This window comes from Streptococcus cristatus ATCC 51100 (assembly GCF_011612585.1).
Taxonomy (GTDB): domain Bacteria; phylum Bacillota; class Bacilli; order Lactobacillales; family Streptococcaceae; genus Streptococcus; species Streptococcus cristatus_H.
This window is the reverse complement of record NZ_CP050133.1, coordinates 923,558-947,033: the sequence shown is the minus strand read 5'-3', so window position 1 is coordinate 947,033 and position 23,476 is coordinate 923,558. Positions and strand designations below refer to the sequence as shown.

At 44.7% G+C, this 23,476-nt stretch carries 11 protein-coding genes; 1 reads left to right on the top strand and 10 read right to left on the bottom strand.

What is annotated here, in order from left to right; translation table 11 throughout:
• Positions 1–31: 31 nt before the first annotated feature.
• Together HBA50_RS04650 and HBA50_RS04645 are read right to left on the bottom strand one after the other, a co-directional pair.
• Positions 32–703, bottom strand: a complete 672-nt coding sequence (locus HBA50_RS04650) for an MmcQ/YjbR family DNA-binding protein (protein WP_045497136.1) — start codon at positions 701–703, stop codon at positions 32–34.
• An 11-nt stretch (positions 704–714) separates the two neighbouring features.
• A complete protein-coding gene (locus tag HBA50_RS04645; RefSeq protein WP_045497134.1) occupies positions 715–1,347 on the bottom strand; it encodes a copper homeostasis protein CutC in 633 nt (210 codons plus the stop codon).
• A gap of 280 nt (positions 1,348–1,627) precedes the next feature.
• Between HBA50_RS04645 and pepT the strand changes: the two genes are divergently transcribed.
• Complete coding sequence (gene pepT, locus HBA50_RS04640) at positions 1,628–2,851, top strand: peptidase T (protein ID WP_045497132.1); 1,224 nt, start codon at positions 1,628–1,630, stop codon at positions 2,849–2,851.
• 326 nt (positions 2,852–3,177) lie between these two features.
• Here pepT and HBA50_RS04635 read toward each other — a convergent pair whose 3' ends face one another.
• From HBA50_RS04635 to HBA50_RS04565, 8 genes are all read right to left on the bottom strand, one after another.
• Positions 3,178–4,326: a glycosyltransferase gene (locus tag HBA50_RS04635; protein WP_045497130.1), complete on the bottom strand. Its 1,149-nt coding sequence runs from the start codon at positions 4,324–4,326 to the stop codon at positions 3,178–3,180.
• Positions 4,327–4,441: 115 nt separating this feature from the next.
• Entirely contained in the window at positions 4,442–16,057 is an 11,616-nt protein-coding gene (locus tag HBA50_RS10485; protein ID WP_045497127.1) for a collagen-flanked surface repeat-containing protein, read from the bottom strand.
• Between the two features lie 285 nt (positions 16,058–16,342).
• A complete protein-coding gene (gene truB / locus HBA50_RS04590; RefSeq protein WP_045497124.1) occupies positions 16,343–17,221 on the bottom strand; it encodes a tRNA pseudouridine(55) synthase TruB in 879 nt (292 codons plus the stop codon).
• Between the two features lie 101 nt (positions 17,222–17,322).
• The gene (locus HBA50_RS04585) at positions 17,323–17,766 is read right to left on the bottom strand and encodes a GNAT family N-acetyltransferase (protein ID WP_045497121.1); all 444 of its coding nucleotides are present in this window, start codon (positions 17,764–17,766) and stop codon (positions 17,323–17,325) included.
• 9 nt (positions 17,767–17,775) lie between these two features.
• Positions 17,776–19,047 carry a DUF2130 domain-containing protein gene (locus tag HBA50_RS04580; protein ID WP_045497117.1) on the bottom strand — a complete coding sequence of 424 codons (1,272 nt, stop codon included), beginning with the start codon at positions 19,045–19,047 and terminating at the stop codon, positions 17,776–17,778.
• A gap of 91 nt (positions 19,048–19,138) precedes the next feature.
• A complete protein-coding gene (locus HBA50_RS04575; RefSeq protein ID WP_045497114.1) occupies positions 19,139–20,884 on the bottom strand; it encodes an ABC transporter ATP-binding protein in 1,746 nt (581 codons plus the stop codon).
• Positions 20,877–22,643, bottom strand: a complete 1,767-nt coding sequence (locus tag HBA50_RS04570) for an ABC transporter ATP-binding protein (RefSeq protein ID WP_045497111.1) — start codon at positions 22,641–22,643, stop codon at positions 20,877–20,879. Before HBA50_RS04570 ends, HBA50_RS04575 begins: the two co-directional genes overlap by 8 nt.
• 18 nt (positions 22,644–22,661) lie before the next feature.
• Positions 22,662–23,273 (bottom strand): TetR/AcrR family transcriptional regulator, encoded by a 612-nt coding sequence (locus HBA50_RS04565; RefSeq protein WP_045497108.1) that lies wholly within the window; start codon positions 23,271–23,273, stop codon positions 22,662–22,664.
• Between the last annotated feature and the right edge of the window lie 203 nt (positions 23,274–23,476).

Below are 23,476 nucleotides of genomic sequence, written 5' to 3'. Positions count from 1 at the left end.
CATCTGAAAATGAAACTCAGGCAAACTATGCTCATTTTTTCTTGGTCAGAGCAAAACTGGTATCCAGCAAATCAAAAAGTTGCTGATCCGACAAGGTTCCATCCAAGGGCAGGCTGAGCCAGTATTTTTTATTCATATGAAAGGCGGGATAAATACCCTTTTGCTGAATAAGTTCCGCAACTCGGTCACTCTTGACATTGAGAACCTCAATCAGACCACTGCGCTCCTTCTCAAACTTAGACCAGTCGGTCGTCAAAAAAGCTCCGTACCATTTCTTGCTATCCTGATGGCGAAAAACAGCAGCCCCATTAGTACTTTTACGAGAAGAATTCTCCCAGAGATACTCCAACTGTCCCTGATAAGTAGTTGCCACATAGCTACTCAGTCGCTGACTTTGCTCATAAAGAAATCCTACTTCCTCAAAGCAATGCTGCCGAATATCCAGCAAAAGCTCCTGACAGGCCGCCCTGACTTGTCCGACAAATTCTCCAGCCATACTTTCCATCTTGACTTGCCGGTATTCGTCACCTGTATCCAAGTCAAGTACCTGAAAATCTAGCTTTCCATCGGAAATCAGCACATCCATCTGGAAGTCGCCAGCCATAATCCTGGTCGAATAGCTATATTCTGCACCAGACCTGACAAAGCCATAATCCAGCAAATTTTCTTCCTTCAGCCTGTATTTTTCAAATAAATCCAGCATGAGCTTTCCTGCTAAAATACTACTTTGGTGCCGTGCAATTGATCAACACCCAAAGTGTCAGCAATCTCAGCACGATTTTCTAGATTAATTCCACCACCAGGTAAAATCTCTATCCGCCCTGCCGCATGCTCAATCAATTCATCCAGCCAAGCCAAATGCTCTAGAATGGACTCTGACGCTGGACCGCCATGAGTCAAAATCCGCTTCACTCCATGTTCAACCAACCAGTCTAACTCGCCAAACTGATACTCAGCAGGAATCGCATCAAAAGCCATATGGAAGACCACATCCAGCCCCTGAGCCGCTTCAAGCAGTCGCTCCATCTTAGGATAATCAATCTCATTATTTTCCGTTAAGGCACCAAAAACGAGGCCATGGCTCCCTGCCTCACGTGCCTTTTGAATATCCGAAAGCATTATCTCGATTTCCACGTCTGAATAGACAAAATTCCCACCACGAGGACGAATCATGGTCATCACAGTCGCATCATAAGGCTTGACCATTCGTACTGCAGCCTCAATGACACCGTAGCTAGGCGTTGTCCCACCAACTGATAGGTTATCACACAGCTCAACCCGCTTGGCTCCAGCCTCTAAAGCCTTGTCTAGTAAGGTGACATTCTCTGCACAAAATTCATAAATCATGGCACTACCTCTTATTTACTATATTGATTTTCTACTTTTTATTATATCACAAAATTTCTCTTAACATACTCCTCTAGCATATTTGCCATTGCTTTTCTCAACAATTTTATATTAATAGCTTGCAAAAATTGTCTATTGTCTACTCTTACAAATCTTATTTGCAGCTATTTTCACTACGAGCATCTTCCAAGACCTTCAATTAGAGAAATGTTGACTTACAGATGTCTTTTGTTCAAGATTGTGCTAAAATAGACTTAATCTATGAAAACAAGGAGCTCTTATGAAATACCCTAATCTTTTAGATCGTTTCCTGACCTATGTCAAGGTTAACACACGCTCAGACGAGACATCTACTACTACACCCAGCACTCAGAGTCAGGTCGACTTTGCTAACAATGTCCTCATTCCTGAAATGAAGCGAGTTGGCTTGGAAAATGTCTACTACCTACCAAATGGCTTTGCGATTGGGACTCTGCCAGCCAACGACCCTAGCTTTACTCGCAAAATTGGCTTTATTTCCCACATGGATACAGCAGATTTCAACGCAGAAAACATCCAGCCGCAGGTCATTGAGAATTATGACGGCGGCGTGATTCCGCTGGGGCAATCTGGCTTTAACTTAGATCCTGCAGACTTCGCCAGTCTCCATAAATACAAGGGCCAAACCCTGATTACGACTGACGGCACAACCCTTTTGGGAGCAGACGACAAGTCAGGTATTGCTGAAATCATGACTGCTATTGAATACCTGTCTGCCCATCCAGAAATCAAGCATGGAGAAATCCGAGTTGGGTTTGGACCAGATGAGGAAATCGGTGTCGGTGCTGATAAGTTTGACGCTGAAGACTTTGATGTGGACTTTGCCTACACAGTAGACGGCGGACCTCTAGGCGAGCTCCAGTACGAAACCTTTAGCGCTGCTGGAGCAGAACTGACCTTCCAGGGCCGCAATGTCCATCCAGGGACTGCTAAAGACCAGATGGTCAATGCTCTCCAGCTGGCTATTGACTTCCATAACCAGCTGCCAGAAGCCGACCGGCCAGAGAAGACCGATGGCTACCAAGGCTTCTACCACCTGATGAACCTGACCGGTACAGTCGAGGAAGCACAAGCCAGCTACATTGTTCGTGACTTTGAGACAGAGGCTTTTGAAAATCGCAAAGCTGCTATGCAGGCTATTGCTGATAAAATGAACCAAGAGCTGGGCAGCGAGCGCGTCATCTTGACCCTCAAAGACCAGTATTACAACATGAAGCAGGTCATTGAAAAGGACATGACACCGATCAATATCGCCAAAGCAGTCATGGAAAGTCTGGACATCCAGCCGATTATCGAGCCGATCCGTGGCGGTACTGATGGCTCAAAAATTTCCTTTATGGGAATCCCGACACCTAATCTCTTTGCTGGCGGTGAAAACATGCATGGCCGTTTCGAATATGTCAGCCTAGAAACTATGGAACGCGCTGTCGATACCATCATTGGCATCGTTTCTTATCAAGAATAAATAAAAAATCAGAAATTCATAAGGAATTTCTGGTTTTTTTCTGCCTTTCAAAACTAAGAACTAGGCTAATAGCAACTTCTCCAAAACAAATGAGGCTAGGACTTTTGTCCTAGCCTCTCAATTGTCTTTGGATTGTCGAGCAAGACGCAGTGGTTGAGTGGGCTCTACTAGGCTGATTTCATCAGCTTTTGCAGCCCTACTCAACTGTGCGGAGGGTGAGACGACGAAATCGAATTCTAACGAATTACCGATTTCTGTCCCACTCTCAAAGTTTAGGCTGTATCAAGCCACTCTAATCGACAAAAGTCTATCTAGCATTGCTGCTATCAAGCTTCTGTCCCATTGATTACTTCTATTATCTTCTCAATAATCTCATTATCTAGATATTGTTCAAATTGAGGCAAGTATTCATAATAATTTTTATAAGTATCGGCTTGTCCTGCCAGAATTAATGATCTGAAGCCTTGGTAGGCAACTTCAAAATTCCCTATCTTGACACCATTTTCTAACAATTCAAATGGAATCCAATAATCATAAACCGTCTCCCAGCTAAATAGACTATCTGGATTTAATTCTAAATCCTTAGCCATGTAAGCATAGGCAAAAGCAATGTGATGCTGGCCTTTTTCTCTATACAATTTAGCTAATTCAGACCATGCTTCAGCACGATTAGGATTGATCTGGATAGCTTTTTCCAAATACTCTCGACCTTCAAAAGCCTTCCCTTCATTTTCATAAATTTGTGCTATTTCTAGACAAGAATAATAAGCTTCCTCTGACCATCCATTCGTCATATCTGCCCGCTTTTTGAACCAAGGAAGTGCCTCATGATTTAAGCCTGCACCACGGTATGATCTCCCGCAATAAAAAGTATATCTGGGCTCTAAATCAGGGTCTTGGTTATTATGAACAGCATTTGCAAGTAAAGTTGCATCATTAAAATATTTAGCACTGTCTAGGCTTCGTGCACCTCTAGTTCTAGCAATGACTGAATAAGGTCCGACAAGATTTCCATAGGTGGCACCCTCAGGCAATTCAATAAATTCATGCACGACCCCTCGCCAATAGACTTCTGGCCTATTTTTAAAAATGGCTACGCGACGAAATGAAAGAGTTCCGCTCTCATCTGAAAAATTAAGATAATAGGCATCTGCTTCCAGATCAGTAGAAATTTTTAAATTCCCTTCAATCCTGTCATCTGCATCAAAGGTAAGAACATAGTCTCCCTTTCCTCTTGCATGGTCTAAGGCAACATTTCTATTGTGCGCAAAGTTCTGCCATTCATCTTTATACAACTCTCCCGGAATCCCAACTTCACTAAAAAAGTTCAAAATGAGGTTTTCCGTTCCATCTGTGGATCCAGTGTCAGAAATGACCCAGTAGTCAAAAGTAATCGAATTGACTAAATTTTGGAGCGTTTCCAAAATTATATGGGCTTCATTTTTTACAATCATATTCAATACAATTGATGACATTCAATTCCTCCAAAACATTAATACAACAAAACTAGAGGCTAATAGAATTTACAATTCTAATAGCCTCTGTTTTACTCTAAACTTGATATTCCTTAAAGTTTACAAAGGGAATATCTTAGAGTTCTTCTTCTTTTCGCTTAGAAACACCTAAGGCAGCTAGAAGTGCAGCAGATAGAAGGCCTGCACCCACAACACCTACTTCATGGTTGCTATTGTCACCAGTATTAGGGAGTGTTCCTGACTTAGCTACTACTTTGGTTGTTCCTGCAGGTTTTGTTGGCTTAGCCGGAACTGTTGGATCGGTTGGAACTACTGGTTTTATTGGTTTAGTAGGACCAGTTGGATCAGTTGGAACTACTGGTTTTGTTGGGCCGGTTGGACCGGTTGGACCAGTTGGACCTGTAGGACCGGTTGGACCTGTAGGACCAGTTGGACCTGTAGGACCTGTAGGACCAGTTGGACCTGTAGGACCAGTTGGACCGGTTGGACCGGTTGGACCAGTTGGACCGGTTGGACCAGTTGGGCCGGTTGGACCGGTTGGACCAGTTGGACCAGTTGGACCGGTTGGACCAGTTGGACCGGTTGGGCCGGTTGGACCAGTTGGGCCGGTTGGACCAGTTGGACCGGTTGGACCAGTTGGGCCGGTTGGACCAGTTGGACCGGTTGGACCGATTGGACCAGTTGGGCCGGTTGGACCGGTTACACCCTTGCCATCTTTACCGTCCTTACCATCTTTTCCGTCTTTGCCGTCCTTGCCATCTTTACCATTTCTGATAATTGTAGAAGATGTTACTTCATCAGGATCAACCTTACCATTATTATTCTTATCAATTCCAACAAGAATAGTAACAGTGCCATCTCCATTTTCAACGATAGTTACAAGAGAGCTTTGACCATCTTTTCCGTCTTTGCCGTCCTTACCATCTTTTCCGTCTTTTCCATCTTTGACGATTGTAGCAGAGGTTACTTCTTCTGGATCAAGCTTACCATTGCCATTTGTATCAAATCCGATCTTAATGGTGTGTGTTCCATTTTGATTGTCAACTACTTCAGCCAATGGTGTCTTACCATCTTTTCCGTCTTTGACGATAGTCGTTGAGGTTACTTCACTTGGATCAAGTTTACCGTCGCTGTTCTTATCAAGACCGACCTTAACAGTATGCGTACCGTCGTTGTTGTTAACTACTTCAGTTAATGATGATTTACCATCTTTACCATCCGCACCAGTTGCACCGGTCGCTCCTGTAGCACCAGTTGCACCATCTTTAACGATCGTTGTTGAAGTCACTTCGCTTGGATCAAGTTTACCATCACCATTCTTATCGATTCCAATTTTAACAGTATGAGTACCGTCGTGGTTATCAACTACTTCAGTTAATGATGATTTACCATCTTCACCTTTATCGCCCTTAGCTCCGGTCGCTCCTGTAGCACCGGTTGCGCCAGCTTTACCATCTTTGATGATAGTTGAAGATGTTACTTCGTCCGGATCCAACTGACCGTTATTGTTCTTATCGAGTCCGACTTGAACAGTGTGAGTGCCATCGTTATTGTCTACAACCTTAGCCAATGATGGCTTGCCATCCGCTCCAGTTGCGCCTGTAGCACCAGTTGCGCCGTCTTTAACGATAGTCGTTGACGTTACTTCACTTGGATCAAGTTTACCGTCGCCGTTCTTATCGATACCAACCTTAACAGTATGAGTACCGTCGTTGTTATCAACTACTTCAGTTAATGATGATTTACCATCTTTACCATCCGCACCAGTTGCACCGGTCGCTCCTGTAGCACCAGTTGCGCCAGTTGCACCGTCTTTAACGATGGTAGATGAGGTTACTTCATCTGAATCCAACTGACCATTACCGTTCTTATCAAGACCGACTTGAACAGTATGGGTGCCGTCGTTATTGTCTACAACCTTAGCCAATGATGGCTTACCATCTTCGCCTTTAGCTCCGGTCGCACCTGTAGCTCCGGTTTCACCTTTATCACCCTTAGCTCCGGTTGCGCCTGTGGCACCAGCTTTTCCATCCTTACCATCTTTGATGATAGTTGAAGATGTTACTTCGTCTGGATCAAGTTCACCATTACCGTTCTTATCGAGACCGACTTGAACTGTGTGGGTACCGTTGTTATTATCGACAACTTTAGCTAGTGGAGATTTACCATCTTTTCCGTCTTTAACGATAGTAGATGATGTTACTTCATCTGGATCCAACTGACCATTACCGTTCTTATCAAGACCGACTTGAACGGTATGGGTGCCATCGTTATTGTCTACAACCTTAGCCAATGATGGCTTACCATCTGCGCCAGTTGCACCGTCTTTGACGATAGTTGTTGAGGTTACTTCACTTGGATCAAGTTTACCGTCGCCGTTCTTATCGATACCAACCTTAACAGTATGAGTACCGTCGTTGTTATCAACTACTTCAGTTAATGATGATTTACCATCTTCACCCTTAGCTCCGGTCGCGCCTGTTGCGCCAGCTTTTCCATCTTTGATGATTGTTGAAGATGTTACTTCGTCTGGATCAAGCTCACCGTTACCATTCTTATCGAGACCGACTTGAACTGTGTGGGTACCGTTGTTATTATCGACAACTTTAGCTAGTGGAGACTTACCATCCTTACCGTCTTTGACGATGGTTGAAGAAGTTACTTCGTCTGGATCCAACTGACCGTTGCCGTTCTTATCAAGACCAACTTTAACAGTGTGAGTGCCGTTATTATTATCCACGACTTGGGCTAATGATGGCTTACCATCTTCGCCTTTAGCTCCAGTTGCGCCTGTTGCTCCAGTTTCACCTTTATCGCCTTTAGCTCCGGTCGCGCCTGTAGCACCGGTTGCACCAGCTTTTCCATCCTTACCATCTTTGATGATTGTAGATGATGTTACTTCGTCTGGATCAAGCTCACCATTTCCGTTCTTATCGAGACCGACTTGAACAGTATGAGTACCGTTATTGTTATCGACAACTTTAGCTAGTGGAGATTTACCATCCTTACCGTCTTTAACGATGGTAGATGAGGTTACTTCGTCTGGATCGAGCTGGCCGTTATTGTTCTTATCAAGACCAACTTTAACAGTGTGAGTGCCGTTATTATTATCTACGACTTGGGCTAATGATGGCTTACCATCTTCACCTTTGGCACCTGTTGCGCCTGTAGCTCCAGTTTCACCTTTATCGCCTGTAGCTCCGGTTGCGCCTTTATCACCCTTAGCTCCGGTTGCTCCTGTGGCACCAGCTTTTCCATCCTTACCATCTTTGATGATAGTTGAAGATGTTACTTCGTCTGGATCAAGTTCACCATTACCGTTCTTATCGAGACCGACTTGAACTGTGTGGGTACCGTTGTTATTATCGACTACTTTAGCTAATGGAGATTTACCATCTTTTCCGTCTTTAACGATAGTAGATGAGGTTACTTCATCTGGATCCAACTGACCATTGCCGTTTTTATCAAGACCGACTTGAACAGTATGAGTACCGTCGTTGTTGTCTACGACTTGCGCCAATGACGGCTTGCCATCTTCACCTTTAGCTCCGGTCGCGCCTGTAGCTCCGGTTTCACCTTTATCACCCTTAGCTCCGGTCGCGCCTGTTGCGCCAGCTTTTCCATCTTTGATGATTGTTGAAGATGTTACTTCGTCTGGATCAAGTTCACCGTTACCGTTCTTATCAAGACCGACTTGAACTGTGTGGGTACCGTTGTTATTATCGACAACTTTAGCTAGTGGAGACTTACCATCCTTACCGTCTTTGACGATGGTTGAAGAAGTTACTTCATCTGGATCCAACTGACCGTTGCCGTTCTTATCAAGACCAACTTTAACAGTGTGAGTACCGTCGTTATTGTCTACGACTTGCGCCAATGATGGCTTGCCATCTTCACCTTTAGCTCCGGTCGCGCCTGTAGCACCAGTGGCACCTGTTGCGCCAGCTTTTCCATCCTTACCATCTTTGATGATAGTTGAAGATGTTACTTCGTCTGGATCAAGTTCACCATTACCGTTCTTATCGAGACCGACTTGAACTGTGTGGGTACCGTTGTTGTTGTCTACAACTTTAGCTAATGGAGATTTACCATCTTTTCCGTCTTTAACGATGGTAGATGAAGTTACTTCGTCTGGATCTAATTGACCGTTGCCGTTCTTATCAAGACCAACTTTAACAGTGTGAGTACCGTCGTTATTGTCTACGACTTGAGCCAATGACGGCTTGCCATCTTCACCTTTAGCTCCGGTCGCGCCTGTAGCACCAGTGGCACCTGTTGCGCCAGCTTTTCCATCCTTACCATCTTTGATGATTGTTGAAGATGTTACTTCGTCTGGATCAAGTTCACTATTACCGTTCTTATCGAGACCGACTTGAACTGTGTGCGTACCGTTATTATTATCGACAACTTTAGCTAATGGAGATTTACCATCTTTTCCGTCTTTAACGATGGTAGATGAAGTTACTTCGTCTGGATCAAGTTCACCGTTACCGTTCTTATCAAGACCAACTTTAACAGTATGAGTACCGTCGTTATTGTCTACGACTTGCGCCAATGATGGCTTGCCATCTTCACCTTTAGCTCCGGTCGCGCCTGTCGCACCAGTTGCGCCAGCTTTTCCATCCTTACCATCTTTAATGATAGTTGAAGATGTTACTTCGTCTGGATCAAGTTCACCATTACCGTTCTTATCGAGACCGACTTGAACTGTGTGGGTACCGTTGTTATTATCGACAACTTTAGCTAGTGGAGACTTACCATCCTTACCGTCTTTGACGATGGTAGATGAGGTTACTTCATCTGGATCCAACTGACCGTTGCCGTTATTATCAAGACCGACTTTAACAGTATGAGTACCGTCGTTATTGTCTACGACTTGCGCCAATGATGGTTTACCATCTTCACCTTTATCACCGTTAGCTCCTGTAGCACCAGTGGCACCTGTGGCACCTGTTGCTCCGGTTTCACCTTTATCACCCTTAGCTCCGGTTGCGCCTGTGGCTCCTGTAGCGCCAGTTGCGCCAGCTTTTCCATCCTTACCATCTTTAATGATAGTTGAAGATGTTACTTCGTCTGGATCAAGCTCGCCATTACCGTTCTTATCAAGACCGACTTGAACTGTGTGGGTACCGTTGTTATTATCTACAACTTTAGCTAGTGGAGACTTACCATCCTTACCGTCTTTGACGATGGTAGATGAGGTTACTTCATCTGGATCCAACTGACCATTGCCGTTATTATCAAGACCGACTTTAACAGTATGAGTACCGTCGTTATTGTCTACGACCTGCGCCAATGATGGCTTGCCATCTTCACCTTTAGCTCCAGTTTCACCTTTATCGCCTTTAGCTCCGGTCGCGCCTGTAGCCCCAGTTGCACCAGCTTTTCCATCCTTACCATCTTTGATGATAGTTGAAGATGTCACTTCATCTGGATCCAACTCACCATTACCGTTCTTATCAAGACCGACTTGAACTGTGTGGGTACCATTGTTGTTGTCTACAACTTTAGCTAATGGAGATTTACCATCTTTTCCGTCTTTAACGATGGTAGATGAAGTTACTTCGTCTGGATCTAATTGACCGTTGCCGTTCTTATCAAGACCAACTTTAACAGTATGAGTACCGTCGTTGTTGTCTACGACTTGAGCCAATGACGGCTTACCATCTTCACCTTTGGCACCTGTAGCTCCGGTTTCACCTTTATCACCCTTAGCTCCGGTTGCTCCTGTGGCACCAGCTTTTCCATCCTTACCATCTTTGATGATAGTTGAAGATGTTACTTCGTCTGGATCAAGTTCACCATTACCGTTCTTATCGAGTCCGACTTGAACTGTGTGGGTACCGTTGTTATTATCAACAACTTTAGCTAGTGGAGATTTACCATCTTTTCCGTCTTTAACGATAGTAGATGATGTTACTTCATCTGGATCCAACTGGCCATTGCCGTTCTTATCAAGACCAACTTTAACAGTATGAGTGCCATCGTTGTTGTCTACGACTTGAGCCAATGACGGCTTACCATCTTCACCTTTAGCTCCGGTCGCGCCTGTAGCTCCGGTTTCACCTTTGTCTCCTTTAGCTCCTGTCGTACCAGTTGCGCCAGCTTTTCCATCCTTACCATCTTTAATGATAGTTGAAGATGTTACTTCGTCTGGATCAAGTTCACCATTACCGTTCTTATCGAGACCGACTTGAACTGTGTGGGTACCGTTGTTATTATCGACAACTTTAGCTAGTGGAGACTTACCATCCTTACCGTCTTTGACGATGGTTGAAGAAGTTACTTCATCTGGATCCAACTGACCGTTGCCGTTATTATCAAGACCAACTTTAACAGTATGAGTACCGTCGTTATTGTCTACGACTTGAGCCAATGACGGCTTGCCATCTTCACCTTTATCGCCTTTAGCTCCGGTCGCGCCTGTAGCACCTGTTGCGCCTGTAGCTCCGGTTTCACCTTTATCACCCTTAGCTCCAGTGGCACCTGTAGCACCAGTTGTACCAGCTTTTCCATCCTTACCATCTTTGATGATTGTTGAAGATGTTACTTCGTCTGGATCAAGTTCACCGTTACCGTTCTTATCGAGACCGACTTGAACTGTGTGGGTGCCATTGTTGTTGTCAACAACCTTAGCTAATGGAGACTTACCATCCTTACCGTCTTTAACGATGGTAGATGAAGTTACTTCGTCTGGATCCAACTGACCGTTGCCGTTCTTATCAAGACCAACTTTAACAGTGTGAGTACCGTCGTTATTGTCTACGACTTGAGCCAATGACGGCTTGCCATCTTCACCTTTATCACCCTTAGCTCCTGTGGCACCTGTAGCACCAGTTGCACCAGCTTTTCCATCCTTACCATCTTTGATGATAGTTGAAGATGTCACTTCATCTGGATCAAGCTCACCGTTACCATTCTTATCAAGACCGACTTGAACTGTATGGGTACCGTTATTGTTATCGACAACTTTAGCTAATGGAGATTTACCATCTTTTCCGTCTTTAACGATGGTAGATGAAGTTACTTCATCTGGATCCAACTGACCGTTGCCGTTCTTATCAAGACCAACTTTAACAGTATGAGTACCGTCGTTATTGTCTACGACTTGGGCTAATGATGGCTTACCATCTTCACCTTTGGCACCTGTTGCGCCTGTAGCTCCAGTTTCACCTTTATCGCCTTTAGCTCCGGTCGCGCCTGTAGCACCTGTAGCTCCGGTTTCACCTTTATCACCCTTAGCTCCGGTTGCTCCTGTGGCACCAGCTTTTCCATCCTTACCATCTTTAATGATAGTTGAAGATGTTACTTCGTCTGGATCAAGTTCACCATTACCGTTCTTATCAAGACCGACTTGAACTGTGTGGGTACCGTTGTTATTATCGACAACTTTAGCTAGTGGAGATTTACCATCTTTTCCGTCTTTAACAATAGTAGATGATGTTACTTCATCTGGATCCAACTGGCCATTGCCGTTCTTATCAAGACCAACTTTAACAGTATGAGTGCCATCGTTGTTGTCTACGACTTGAGCCAATGACGGCTTACCATCTTCACCTTTATCACCTTTAGCTCCGGTAGCACCTGTTGCTCCGGTTTCACCTTTATCACCCTTAGCTCCAGTGGCACCAGTGGCACCAGCTTTTCCATCCTTACCATCTTTGATGATTGTTGAAGATGTTACTTCGTCTGGATCAAGTTCACCGTTACCGTTCTTATCGAGTCCGACTTGAACTGTGTGTGTGCCATTGTTGTTGTCAACAACCTTAGCTAATGGAGACTTACCATCCTTACCGTCTTTAACGATGGTAGATGAAGTTACTTCGTCTGGATCCAACTGACCGTTGCCGTTCTTATCAAGACCAACTTTAACAGTATGAGTGCCATCGTTGTTGTCTACGACTTGAGCCAATGACGGCTTACCATCTTCACCTTTAGCTCCGGTCGCGCCTGTAGCACCAGTTGCACCAGCTTTTCCATCCTTACCATCTTTGATGATAGTTGAAGATGTTACTTCGTCTGGATCAAGTTCACCGTTACCGTTCTTATCGAGTCCGACTTGAACTGTGTGTGTGCCATTGTTGTTGTCAACAATCTTAGCTAATGGAGACTTACCATCCTTACCGTCTTTGACGATGGTTGAAGAAGTTACTTCATCTGGATCCAACTGACCGTTGCCGTTCTTATCAAGACCAACTTTAACAGTATGAGTGCCATCGTTGTTGTCTACGACTTGAGCCAATGACGGCTTACCATCTTCACCTTTTGCTCCGGTCGCTCCTGTAGCACCTGTTGCGCCTGTAGCTCCGGTTTCACCTTTATCACCCTTAGCTCCAGTGGCACCTGTAGCACCAGTTGCACCAGCTTTTCCATCCTTACCATCTTTGATGATTGTTGAAGATGTTACTTCGTCTGGATCAAGTTCACCGTTACCGTTCTTATCGAGACCGACTTGAACTGTGTGGGTGCCATTGTTGTTGTCAACAACCTTAGCTAATGGAGACTTACCATCCTTACCGTCTTTAACGATAGTAGATGATGTTACTTCATCTGGATCCAACTGGCCATTGCCGTTCTTATCAAGACCAACTTTAACAGTATGAGTGCCATCGTTGTTGTCTACGACTTGCGCCAATGACGGCTTACCATCTTCACCTTTTGCGCCTGTAGCTCCGGTTTCACCTTTATCACCCTTAGCTCCTGTAGCACCAGTTGCACCAGCTTTTCCATCCTTACCATCTTTGATGATAGTTGAAGATGTTACTTCGTCTGGATCAAGTTCACCATTACCGTTCTTATCGAGACCGACTTGAACTGTGTGGGTACCGTTGTTATTATCGACAACTTTAGCTAGTGGAGATTTACCATCTTTTCCGTCTTTAACGATAGTAGATGATGTTACTTCATCTGGATCCAACTGGCCATTGCCATTCTTATCAAGACCAACTTTAACAGTATGAGTGCCATCGTTGTTGTCTACGACTTGAGCCAATGACGGCTTACCATCTTCACCTTTAGCTCCGGTTTCACCTTTATCGCCTTTAGCTCCTGTAGCACCAGTGGCACCTGTTGCTCCGGTTTCACCTTTATCACCCTTAGCTCCGGTTGCTCCTGTGGCTCCTGTTGCGCCCTTATCGCCTTTTGGTCCTGCAGCTCCTGTGGCTCCTGTTGCGCCAGTTGCGCCTTTGTCACCTTTCGGTCCTGCTGCGCCTGTGGCTCCTGTGGCTCCGGTTTCACCCTTATCACCTTTTGGTCCTGCAGCGCCTGTCGCTCCGGTTGCGCCAGTTGCACCTTTATCGCCTTTTGGTCCTGCAGCGCCTGTGGCTCCTGTTGCGCCAGTTGCACCTTTGTCACCTTTCGGTCCTGAAGCGCCTGTGGCTCCTGTTGCGCCAGTTGCACCTTTATCGCCTTTTGGTCCTGCTGCGCCTGTGGCTCCAGTTGCGCCTGTAGCACCCTTATCACCTTTTGGTCCTGCTGCACCGGTGGCTCCAGTTGCTCCAGTTGCGCCTTTATCGCCTTTTGGTCCTGCTGCACCGGTTGCACCTGTGGCTCCAGTTGCGCCTTTATCACCTTTTGGTCCTGCTGCACCGGTGGCTCCAGTTGCTCCAGTTGCGCCTTTATCACCCTTAGGCCCAGTTGGTCCCGCATTACGTTTGACAACCATGATGGTATCTACAGGATCAACGTAATTGTGTCCTTTAAATCCTCTTACAGTTCCACCATTTTTAAGTGTCTCAAGTTCTTGAGCTGTAAACTTAGGATTTGGTACGTCATTTAGGTTTTCTGGTTTTGGTCCTACAACAATAACTTGTCCGTCTTTACCTTGTTGGTAAACAATCTGAGAACCAGTTTGATTGTCAAAGGCGCGTTTTTGATCTGGAGTGGCATTCTCATAATCTACGACTCTGACATTATGTGGAATATCCATGACAAATCTGTCATAAGACTTTTCTGGTTCTGGTGCTGGAACTTCATTGACATATGCTGCAGGAGTATAAGTCAAATTAGGGTTAGTTACGACGTTATTAGCTTTTACGTTGGTATTAAATGAGAACCATTGGCGAATTGGACGTGGCCAGTGCTGACCAGGATTAGTAGTAGCAATATCAAAGCTCAATGATGTACCACTTGTAACTTTTGCAGCACCCGCTCCCCAGAATTCATTTGGATTACCTTGTTGGTCCCATTGATATTCAGTTTGGCCTTTATAAGAGTTGTTCTTACCATTTGCATAGTACCAACCATTTGCCTGTGGAACGATAGAAGAACCTACAATTTGTACATTCTGCATATTTGAGCTCAAATTACCATAAATTTCAGCGTAAATATCATTCCCGTGGTGGTTACGTGAAGCGAAAGAAACAACACCAGGTGTTCTGCCAAAGTCTACCTTAGTGCCATCCGCATAATAGAATTCCCATTCCATATGCAATTGGTTACCAGTTCCTTTACGATCATAGCTGGATCCATTCCAAACTGTCATAGTTGGGTCTTTATGGATAGCCATTACCATACTATCATCATAAGCAGAACTCTTCTTAGGCGTATATCGAGCAATAGCTTTCGTAATAGGTCGACCACCTGCAAATGAGTTGTGCAAGGTGTACTCTACTGTTGTAGTTCTACCAACTTGCGTATGAACCATGTAGTAAGCATCTGTTTGATCCTTGATGATTCGCTCTGCTGCCGGTTGGCTTGTATCGGCTCTAGTGATAACTGCATTCGGTTGAGTAGTTGTCCCGTCTCGCCACTCACTGTAGCTTCGACTATCCAAAGCTTCACGAACATATTGATTTCGAGATGTGAGCGTACTGTCTTTGACAAACCAGTCTCCTTGTGCCAGCCTAATCTTAGCTGTTGCATTTGGCTCATCAGAGAAAACGAGGTTTTGAGGAGCAATTTGTTGCAAGCTTCCTTCTCTACCTGTTAATTGTTGAGCTCTTTGTTTAGCCGTCAAGTAATCAGAGATTTTTTTATTCATTGTCTGAGCTTCAGCATTTTGAAGATCAGCTGCTTGACGTTCTAATCTGCGTCTTTCTTCGTCAGTTGTTGCGGTTCCAAAATTTCTAAGCTGGTTCGGTGTAACTGGCAAGTTCTCTGACGCTGCTCTATCCAGCTGAGTTTTCAAGGCATTAGCTTGAACTGTAGCTAGATTACCATCTTGAGTAACAGTATAGTCAGATCCTTGGCGAGCAGCACCAGTATTTCGGAATCCTGATGTACCACTAACACTTCTGAATCCTGATGTGCCTGAACGCTTAGGTTGTGTGGCTGCATTAGTTTCAGAACTTGCTGTTTTTGCTTCTATTTTCTCTTCTTTTGGCTCAGCCTTTTCTTCTGCTTTAGCTTCTTTCGGAGCACTTGTTTCTTCTGACTTTTCGTCTTTTGAAACAGCTGCTTCTTCTGCTTTAGCTACTTCTTCAGTGCTAGGCGCAGCTTGTTCCTTAGCTTCAGTTGCTTGAACACCTGCACTTACTGACGCAGCATTCTTTTCAGGCTCGGCTTGCGCTTCAGTTGCCGGTTTCTCAGACTCTTTTTCATCTGAAACTCTAGCAGCTTCTGCTACTTGAGGTGCTTGGTCTTGTGCAGAAGGACTAACTTCTTGTGCACTTGCAACTCCCCCTCCTAGAAAGAAAATACTTGATCCTAGAAAAACTGAACATGCGCCCCATGCTCTCGTCTTACGAATTGTAAAACGTTGCCTTTCTATTTTCTTCCAGTCTTGTCCCATGTATTGGAACCCTCCTTATTATTCTAAAATTGTCACTTTCCCAAGTGTACCATATAAGTAGGATTTAAGCAATGATAATCCCCTGTTTTTTCTCTATCATTTTTTACCAAAATGCCTAAATTTGGAGTATTCTTATTTCAAAACATGTACTAAGATATACAAGCGTCTTCTATGCCTTTGGAGACAAAATTTCTGACCATTTTTAACTTCAATATTTATTTGATTATTCAAGTCATATAAAAAATCCTGAAAATATATTTCAGGATGCTAATATGCTATATACCATCAAAGAAAAACTTTTTTGGGTTTATAATATTCGTCTCTTTTCTCTAAGATGGCGATAAGCTTACCTTTATGAAAACCAGCCAAGATTGTTGCCGCATTTTCAATGAAAATAAAGCGACCAAAGCGGACTTCCTCTAACTGCTCTATCGTTAGTTCAATCTTGGGTAGATCACCTGTCCCCAACTCCAAAGGCTGAAGAAATGTAAAATCCTCCACTGCTACTCGCTCCGCTATTTCCTCCAAGGTCAAGGCATCATCTAAGCTCATACCTGCTGAAGAAGTCCGTGTCAACTGAGACATGTGACTGGCAAAGCCAAGCTTTGCTCCTAAATCAACAGACAGGGTTCGAACATATGTTCCCTTGCTACACTTGACCCGAAAGCGAAAACGAGCTTGCTCATCTTCATAGGAAATCGGACTGGTGCGCTCAAAACTATAGATGGTCACCTGCCGCTCTGGTCGCTCTACTTCTTGACCCGCTCTAGCATACTCATAAAGCTTGCGGCCATTGACCTTGACTGCTGAGTACATGGGCGGTATCTGGCGAATCTCACCAGTCATGGACTCCATCGCTTCATCGATGAGAGCCTCTTCTAAAAGCTCCGTCACTGGCGTCCGCTCTAGGATGTCTCCGCTGGCATCCTCTGTCGTCGTTGAGCAGCCCAGAGTAATCTCCCCCTCGTAGATCTTTCCTTCCTCCTGCATAAATTCAACTAAACGTGTTGCCTTGCCCACAGCAATCGGAAGCACCCCAACCACATCTGGGTCTAAGGTGCCCCCATGACCAATTTTCTTCGTTCCCAAAATTTTACGCAGCTTAAAGACCGCGTCATGCGAAGTCATTCCCGCTTCTTTTCTTAAGTTGATAATTCCGTTCATTGATTAACTTTCTAAAAATACTAAAACTCGCTTTTGGAAGCCCTTATGCTGTTCATATTTGCTGTAGACATTACTTTGTTTCCTCTGCTATTTTTCATGATTTATTTATGTTGACTTTTTAAATGCAGGGCAAAGCCGGCAGTCACTTTTTCAAATCCAACTGTCTGATAAAACTGATGTGCAGCATTTCGTTCAGCGGTTATTCCACTATTTAGAGCCAGTGCCTCAACTCCTTCTTTTACCGCTTGTTTTTTCAATTCATCGATTAGCCTACTAGCAATTCCTTGTCGTCTTGTTTCTTTTGCAACTGACAAAGCTAAAATACGATAGTAAGATCCATCTGCTTCAAAAAAGAAGAGCTTCGCATAACCTAAGAAACCTAAAATTTCTCCGTTTCTTTCAGCTAGAAGACAGCCATAATGTGGTTGAGAAAGAATCATTTCTAAACGTCGAGACAGCTTAGAAGCGGTCGTTGGATAGCCCAAGTCTTCGTATAGAGACAGTAGTGCTTCAGCATCTTTCATGGTTGCTTTTCGTATCTGCATAGGATCCTCCTACTCCCCCTTAAGCGCTTCAAACTTCGCTTTCATGGTAGGATTTTTGCGTGTCAATTTTTTGACAGAGACGTCGTCCAGCTTGTTATTAGCCAAACGCAGCTGGTTTTCAGAGGTCGTCAGGAATTTTTTGATTTCTTCCATCCGGCGGATGGCCTTGTCAATCTCCTCGATGGCCTTACCAAAGTTGGTCGAAGCAGACTGATAGTTCTTGGCGAAAGCTACTTTAAAGGCATCCAAATCTTCCTCAAAATGCGTAATATCAATATTCTGCTCCCTCACCAAGGCCAGTTCCTGCTTGTACTGGAGCGAGTTAAGCGCAGCATTACGCAGGAGGGTAATCATGGGCAAGAAGAATTGTGGTCGGATAACATACATCTTCTCATAAGCATAAGACACATCGACAATACCTGAATTGTAGAGTTCGCTATCAGCTTCAAGAAGTGTCACAAGAATAGCATATTCACAGCTTTTCTCACGCCGATCCTTATCCAGCTCTTTGAAAAAATGCTCATTTTTCTTCTTGGTCGCCGTCTCGTCACCTTCATTTTTCATCTCAAACATGATGGAGAGGATTTCTACACCATTTTCATCCACCTCTCGATAAATGTAGTCACCCTTGCTGCCTGTTCTTGCATCATTGTCCTTGCCAAACTCCGCTCGTGGGAACATAGCCATACGGTTCTTGTTAAACTCGTACTCGCAGTGCTGTTCCAAACTCTCACCAATCATCTTAGTGGACTGCTTGGCCTTGAAATCCTTGTAGAACTCTATGGTCTCATCTTTCTGCCGTAGCTCTACCTCATAGCGCTCTTTGAGCGAGGTCTGAGCCAGCGCTGCTTCCTTTTCTTGCAAGACTAGCTGGTTCTTAACCTCGTCTCGCTCTTTTTCCAGCGCAGACAAGGTCTTTTGCAGTTGATTTTCATGCTCCAAGCGCAGAGTTGTCAGCTGACTTTCCAATTGCTGAACTTCCTTGTCTTTTTCTTGCAACTGAAGACTAGCTGCCTGCTCCGCCTCTTTCTTTGCCAATTCCTGCTGGGTCTCAAACTGAGTAATTTGATTTTCAAGCTTGCTAATTTCCTGTTCTTTCTGCGATAGGAGGACTTGTTGGGCATTCTGGGATTTTTGCTCTGCTAAAGCCAGTTCCTGCTCAATCCGAGCATGAATTTCCTTGTCAAACTCTGCTGTCCGAACCTGCGACAAAAGCTCACTGTACTGGCTCTCATTGACAGTAAAAACCTCCCCGCAGTTGGGGCATTTGATTTCATTCATGGGGTACCTCATTCAAGATTTTTCTCTTTCATTATACCATTCTTCCCTTTAAATGAAAAACAGCAAGCCGCTGGCCTGCTGTTTCAGGTTATCATTCCCCCATCTCAATCCGCCAGCTGGCGGCAGTTTTTCTTTCTTGGATAAACTTACTGTAGATACCTTGTTTGTCCAGTAAGTCTTGATGTTTTCCTTGCTCGACAATACGGCCTTGATCCAGCACCAAAATCTGGTCTGCATGCTCAACTGTCTTGAGTCGGTGGGCAATCATGATAATGGTCTTATCGCGTGTTAGAGCCTGAATAGCCTGCATGAGGGCTTCTTCGTTTTCTGGGTCAACATTGGCTGTTGCTTTATCCAGAATGATAATAGGAGCATCCTTGATAATTGCTCGAGCGATGGAAATGCGCTGGCGCTCACCTCCAGAAAGACTAGCACCTCCTTCACCAATCTTGGTGTCATAGCCATCAGGCAGCGAGAGGATAAAGTCATGACAGGCAGCTTTCTTGGCAGCCTCTATTACTTCTTCCTGACTGGCCTCCGGCTTGCCAAAACGAATGTTATTAGCAATAGTATCCTCAAAGAGATAGACGCTTTGGAAGACAAAGCTGAAATTACGAATCAGGCTGTCATAGCTGTAATCCCTGACGTCATGCCCGTCCAGACTGATACTTCCTTGATCCACATCCCAGAAGCGGGCGATGAGGTCGCAAAGCGTTGTTTTGCCTGATCCAGATGGTCCGACCAAGGCAGTTGTCGTTTTTTCTGGAATGGTGAGGGAAACCCCGTCAATGATTTTCTTATTTCCATAAGAGAAGCTAACATCTCTCAACTCAATCCGGCTGCTCTTAGGCTCAATATCCTGACCGCTGATGTCCATAGGCTGGATAGCCAGGACTTGATTGACCATATCAACAGACAAATCAACAATGCGCAGAAGAGAAGAGAAAGAGCCAACGCCGTCTAGATTTTCATAAATCATAAAACCACTGACAATCATCATAATGGTTACCAGCAGCTCCATACTGCCATTGAGATAAAAATAGATAGAGAAAAGACCCATAAAGAGACCGGTCAGCTTGGTCACCATGCCCTGGAGAGCAATGTAAGGTGAGGTCACGAGTGTCATTTTGGTATCTAGCTGACTCTTGCCTTCAATAGCCTTGGACAGCTTCTTGGCAGAACGGTTGACCAGATTGTAGTTCTTAACTTCTGCAATCCCTTGGCTGTACTCCAAAACAACAGCTACCAGGTCCATATCCGCCTGATACTTGTCATCAGAAACCTTGCCAACTTGCCAACGCATGAGAGTATTTGGCAGGAGAAAGAGGACGAGACCAACCAAGAGAACCAGACCAACCCGCCAGTCATAGAGAAAGACCAAAACGGTAATGAGACCAGTCGTTAGGAATCCTTGCACAGTCATCATAACCACTCGCGTAGCTACATCAGACAGCCCTTCCAGCGTATTAGTCGTAACACTGGTAATCTTGCCCAAGCTATTGTGATTAAAGTAACCCATGGGTAGATAGCGCATGTGCTCGGCAATTTCGATCCGCTTCTGAGCACAGGTATGATAGCCCGCTTCCGTCTGAAGCATGGTGATTTTTAGAGTAATCCAGACGTTTAGTACAGTGGATACCAGCATGATAGCCAGAGCCAGCCAGAAGGTCTGCATAGAGAGATTCTTCTCAATCAGTCCCATAACGACTAAGCCGATCGCTGGGATACGCAGAGCGATGATAAAGGACTTGATGATGCCCAGATAAATGGATTGATAAAATTTCCTACGGTCCTCGGCCGTACAGAAATCAAAGAATTTCTTCAGTATATTAAGCATGAGTCAGCCCACCTTCCATTTCACCACTATCTCTGGTAGCTATATGGGCCTGCCACATGGAAGCATAAAGCGGACTGGCTGCCAGCAACTCTTCATGCCGCCCCCTAGCTTCAATACGACCATCATTGACCAGGACTATCTGGTCTGCACTCATAATCGTAGACAGTCTGTGAGCAATGACAATCAAGGTCCGTCCTTCAATCAGACGAGCTAGACTGGACTGAATCCGTGCTTCATTTTCTGGATCTGTATAAGCAGTCGCTTCATCCAGGATAAGAATCGGCGCATCCTTAAGCATAGCACGGGCGATAGCAATCCGCTGGCGCTCCCCACCAGATAGATGACCGCCGCCAGAGCCTACTTGAGTTCCAAAGCCGTCTTCCAAGTTCATGATAAAGTCATAACAGCCACAGCGACGGGCAATTTCGATGACCTCTTCATCAGATGCTGCTGGATTTCCCATCCGGATATTTTCCATAATAGTCTCATCAAAGAGATAGTTATCCTGGGTCACATAAGCAATCTGCCGACTGTAATAGTCTAGCGGAAGCTGGCGAATGTCCAAGCCACCATAGGTAATCTGACCAGAACCGACATCCCAGAAAGAAGCCAGAAGCTTGACAATTGTAGACTTACCTGATCCTGATGGACCGACTAAAGCATTGATGCTGCCAGCCTTAATATCTAGCGAAATATCGTGCAGTACTTCCTCTTCATCTGTATAGCCGAAGCTGACATTCGTCATGACCAGATCCCTTCCTTTTGGAATTTCTCTCAGCTCCTGAGGCCTTTTCAAATCAGGCTTTTCCAAAATATCAATGACTTGGCCAAAAATAGTCCCGATTTTCCGTAAATCGTCCATGTAACTAGCCACTAAAATCAGAGGAGTCAGAAGACTGAGCGAAAGAATAATCATCAGAATGAAATTGCCGGCAGTCAAACTGCCTTGCAAATAGAAATAACAACCAGCCGGCAGAAGAAAGAGCAAGCCTGATGGCAGAAAAGAAGTCACAATGCCCATCTCTAGATTGAACTTGCGCATCCACTCAATAAAGCAGTCTGCTCCTTCTCTAGCAGCCGTCACAAACTTATCGTAAGAGAACTTTTCTTTGCCAAAAACCTTGATAACCTCAATCCCATTGATGTATTCCACCGCTGTATCATTTAGTTTTTTGGTCTTGACCAGAGTATTTTGATAGTCGGCTTCGCTATTGACAGCCATCCGCATATAGGCCAATATCACAATAGGAATAGTCAGGAGAGATAGCAAGGTCAGCCGCCAATCAATAACCAGCATAGCAATGAGAACAATAATCGGACCAAAAATCCCAGCGGTAAACTCTGGAATCAGGTGAGCCAAGGTCGTTTCGGTCGCATCCACCCGCTCAACGATAATGTTTTTATAACTGCCAGATGACTGACTAAGCACTGTACCTAGAGGCAGTTTAGCCAGCTTGTCTGTCAGACGGTGACGCATTTCCGCTAGAATCTTAAAAGTAGCCGTATGCGACAGCATGGTGGAAATACCGTGGAAGCCCCAGTAGCCAATCCAGGCCAGACCCGCCCACGCTGACTGCTGCAGGTAAAAATCCCAGTTTTTATTGCCAGCCAAGAGTTGATTAATCATTCCACCAATAAAGAAATAAGGCAGAAATCCTGAAATCACAGAGGCAAAGGCAAAGATCAGACTGAGCACAAAATATATCTTATGAAGGGAAACAAAGTCCCAGATCCAAGTAAGGACAGATTTTTTCTTCATAGAATTTCCTTCTTTCTATCAAAAACCGAGCAAACCTCCCCAGTCAAACAAGTCCATAATGGAATGGCAAAATTCCAGCGCCTGCTCTTGGGGCCAGTCTTGAGCCAAGGGCTCAAATACAGCTGTGTAATAAGCTGTCATGCACGATCGCAGAAACTCGTGTTTGACCAAATGATTGATCTTCCCCTCTTTGTAAGCCAGCTCCAAATAGCGATAAGTCTCGTCTGCTGCCAAATGAGGCAGACGCATCCTGAAGTCCGCTTGCGAAGAACCCTGAGATTTAAAGAGCAAGAGCTGCATAATATCCTTATGCTCATAGAGAATCCGCATCAGAGACTGGAGATCCTCTAAGCGATGTGCCCACATGTCAGATAGGTGTCCCTCTTCTAGGAAAGCATAGTCACGTCGCTTCTGCTCTTGTCCATACTGGTCTAAGGCTATCAGAGTAGGCTCAAGCAGGGCAGTAAAGAGACTGTCCTTACTCTCATATCGCTTATAAAGAGCCCCAGTCGTCAAGCCAGCCGTGCGACAAATTCTCCGCAGTGAAGCATCCTGATAGCCATAAGCCAAGAACTCACTCCTCGCGCTTTCCAAGATTTTTTCGTTTAACTCATCTGTTTCTTTTTTCATGCTTTCAACTAGATAACACTGTTATCACCTTTCTTCTTTTATTATAAATTCTGACAATTTAACTGTCAAGGAAAAACAAAAGAAAAATGGGCTAAGCTGTTGATTGTAAAATCTACTTCTTCTTAGAGATAAGTTTTTTGAAAAACAAAAAGACACTCGTACTGACTTTAAACAAGCCATCTACGAGTGTCTCTCTGCATTAC

Coding starts and splice junctions, on each gene's coding strand:
- HBA50_RS04650 (WP_045497136.1), bottom strand. CDS start 703: ATGCTGGATTTATTTGAAAAATACAGGCTGAAGGAAGAAAATTTGCTG.
- HBA50_RS04645 (WP_045497134.1), bottom strand. CDS start 1,347: ATGATTTATGAATTTTGTGCAGAGAATGTCACCTTACTAGACAAGGCT.
- pepT (WP_045497132.1), top strand. CDS start 1,628: ATGAAATACCCTAATCTTTTAGATCGTTTCCTGACCTATGTCAAGGTT.
- HBA50_RS04635 (WP_045497130.1), bottom strand. CDS start 4,326: ATGTCATCAATTGTATTGAATATGATTGTAAAAAATGAAGCCCATATA.
- HBA50_RS10485 (WP_045497127.1), bottom strand. CDS start 16,057: ATGGGACAAGACTGGAAGAAAATAGAAAGGCAACGTTTTACAATTCGT.
- truB (WP_045497124.1), bottom strand. CDS start 17,221: ATGAACGGAATTATCAACTTAAGAAAAGAAGCGGGAATGACTTCGCAT.
- HBA50_RS04585 (WP_045497121.1), bottom strand. CDS start 17,766: ATGCAGATACGAAAAGCAACCATGAAAGATGCTGAAGCACTACTGTCT.
- HBA50_RS04580 (WP_045497117.1), bottom strand. CDS start 19,047: ATGAATGAAATCAAATGCCCCAACTGCGGGGAGGTTTTTACTGTCAAT.
- HBA50_RS04575 (WP_045497114.1), bottom strand. CDS start 20,884: ATGCTTAATATACTGAAGAAATTCTTTGATTTCTGTACGGCCGAGGAC.
- HBA50_RS04570 (WP_045497111.1), bottom strand. CDS start 22,643: ATGAAGAAAAAATCTGTCCTTACTTGGATCTGGGACTTTGTTTCCCTT.
- HBA50_RS04565 (WP_045497108.1), bottom strand. CDS start 23,273: ATGAAAAAAGAAACAGATGAGTTAAACGAAAAAATCTTGGAAAGCGCG.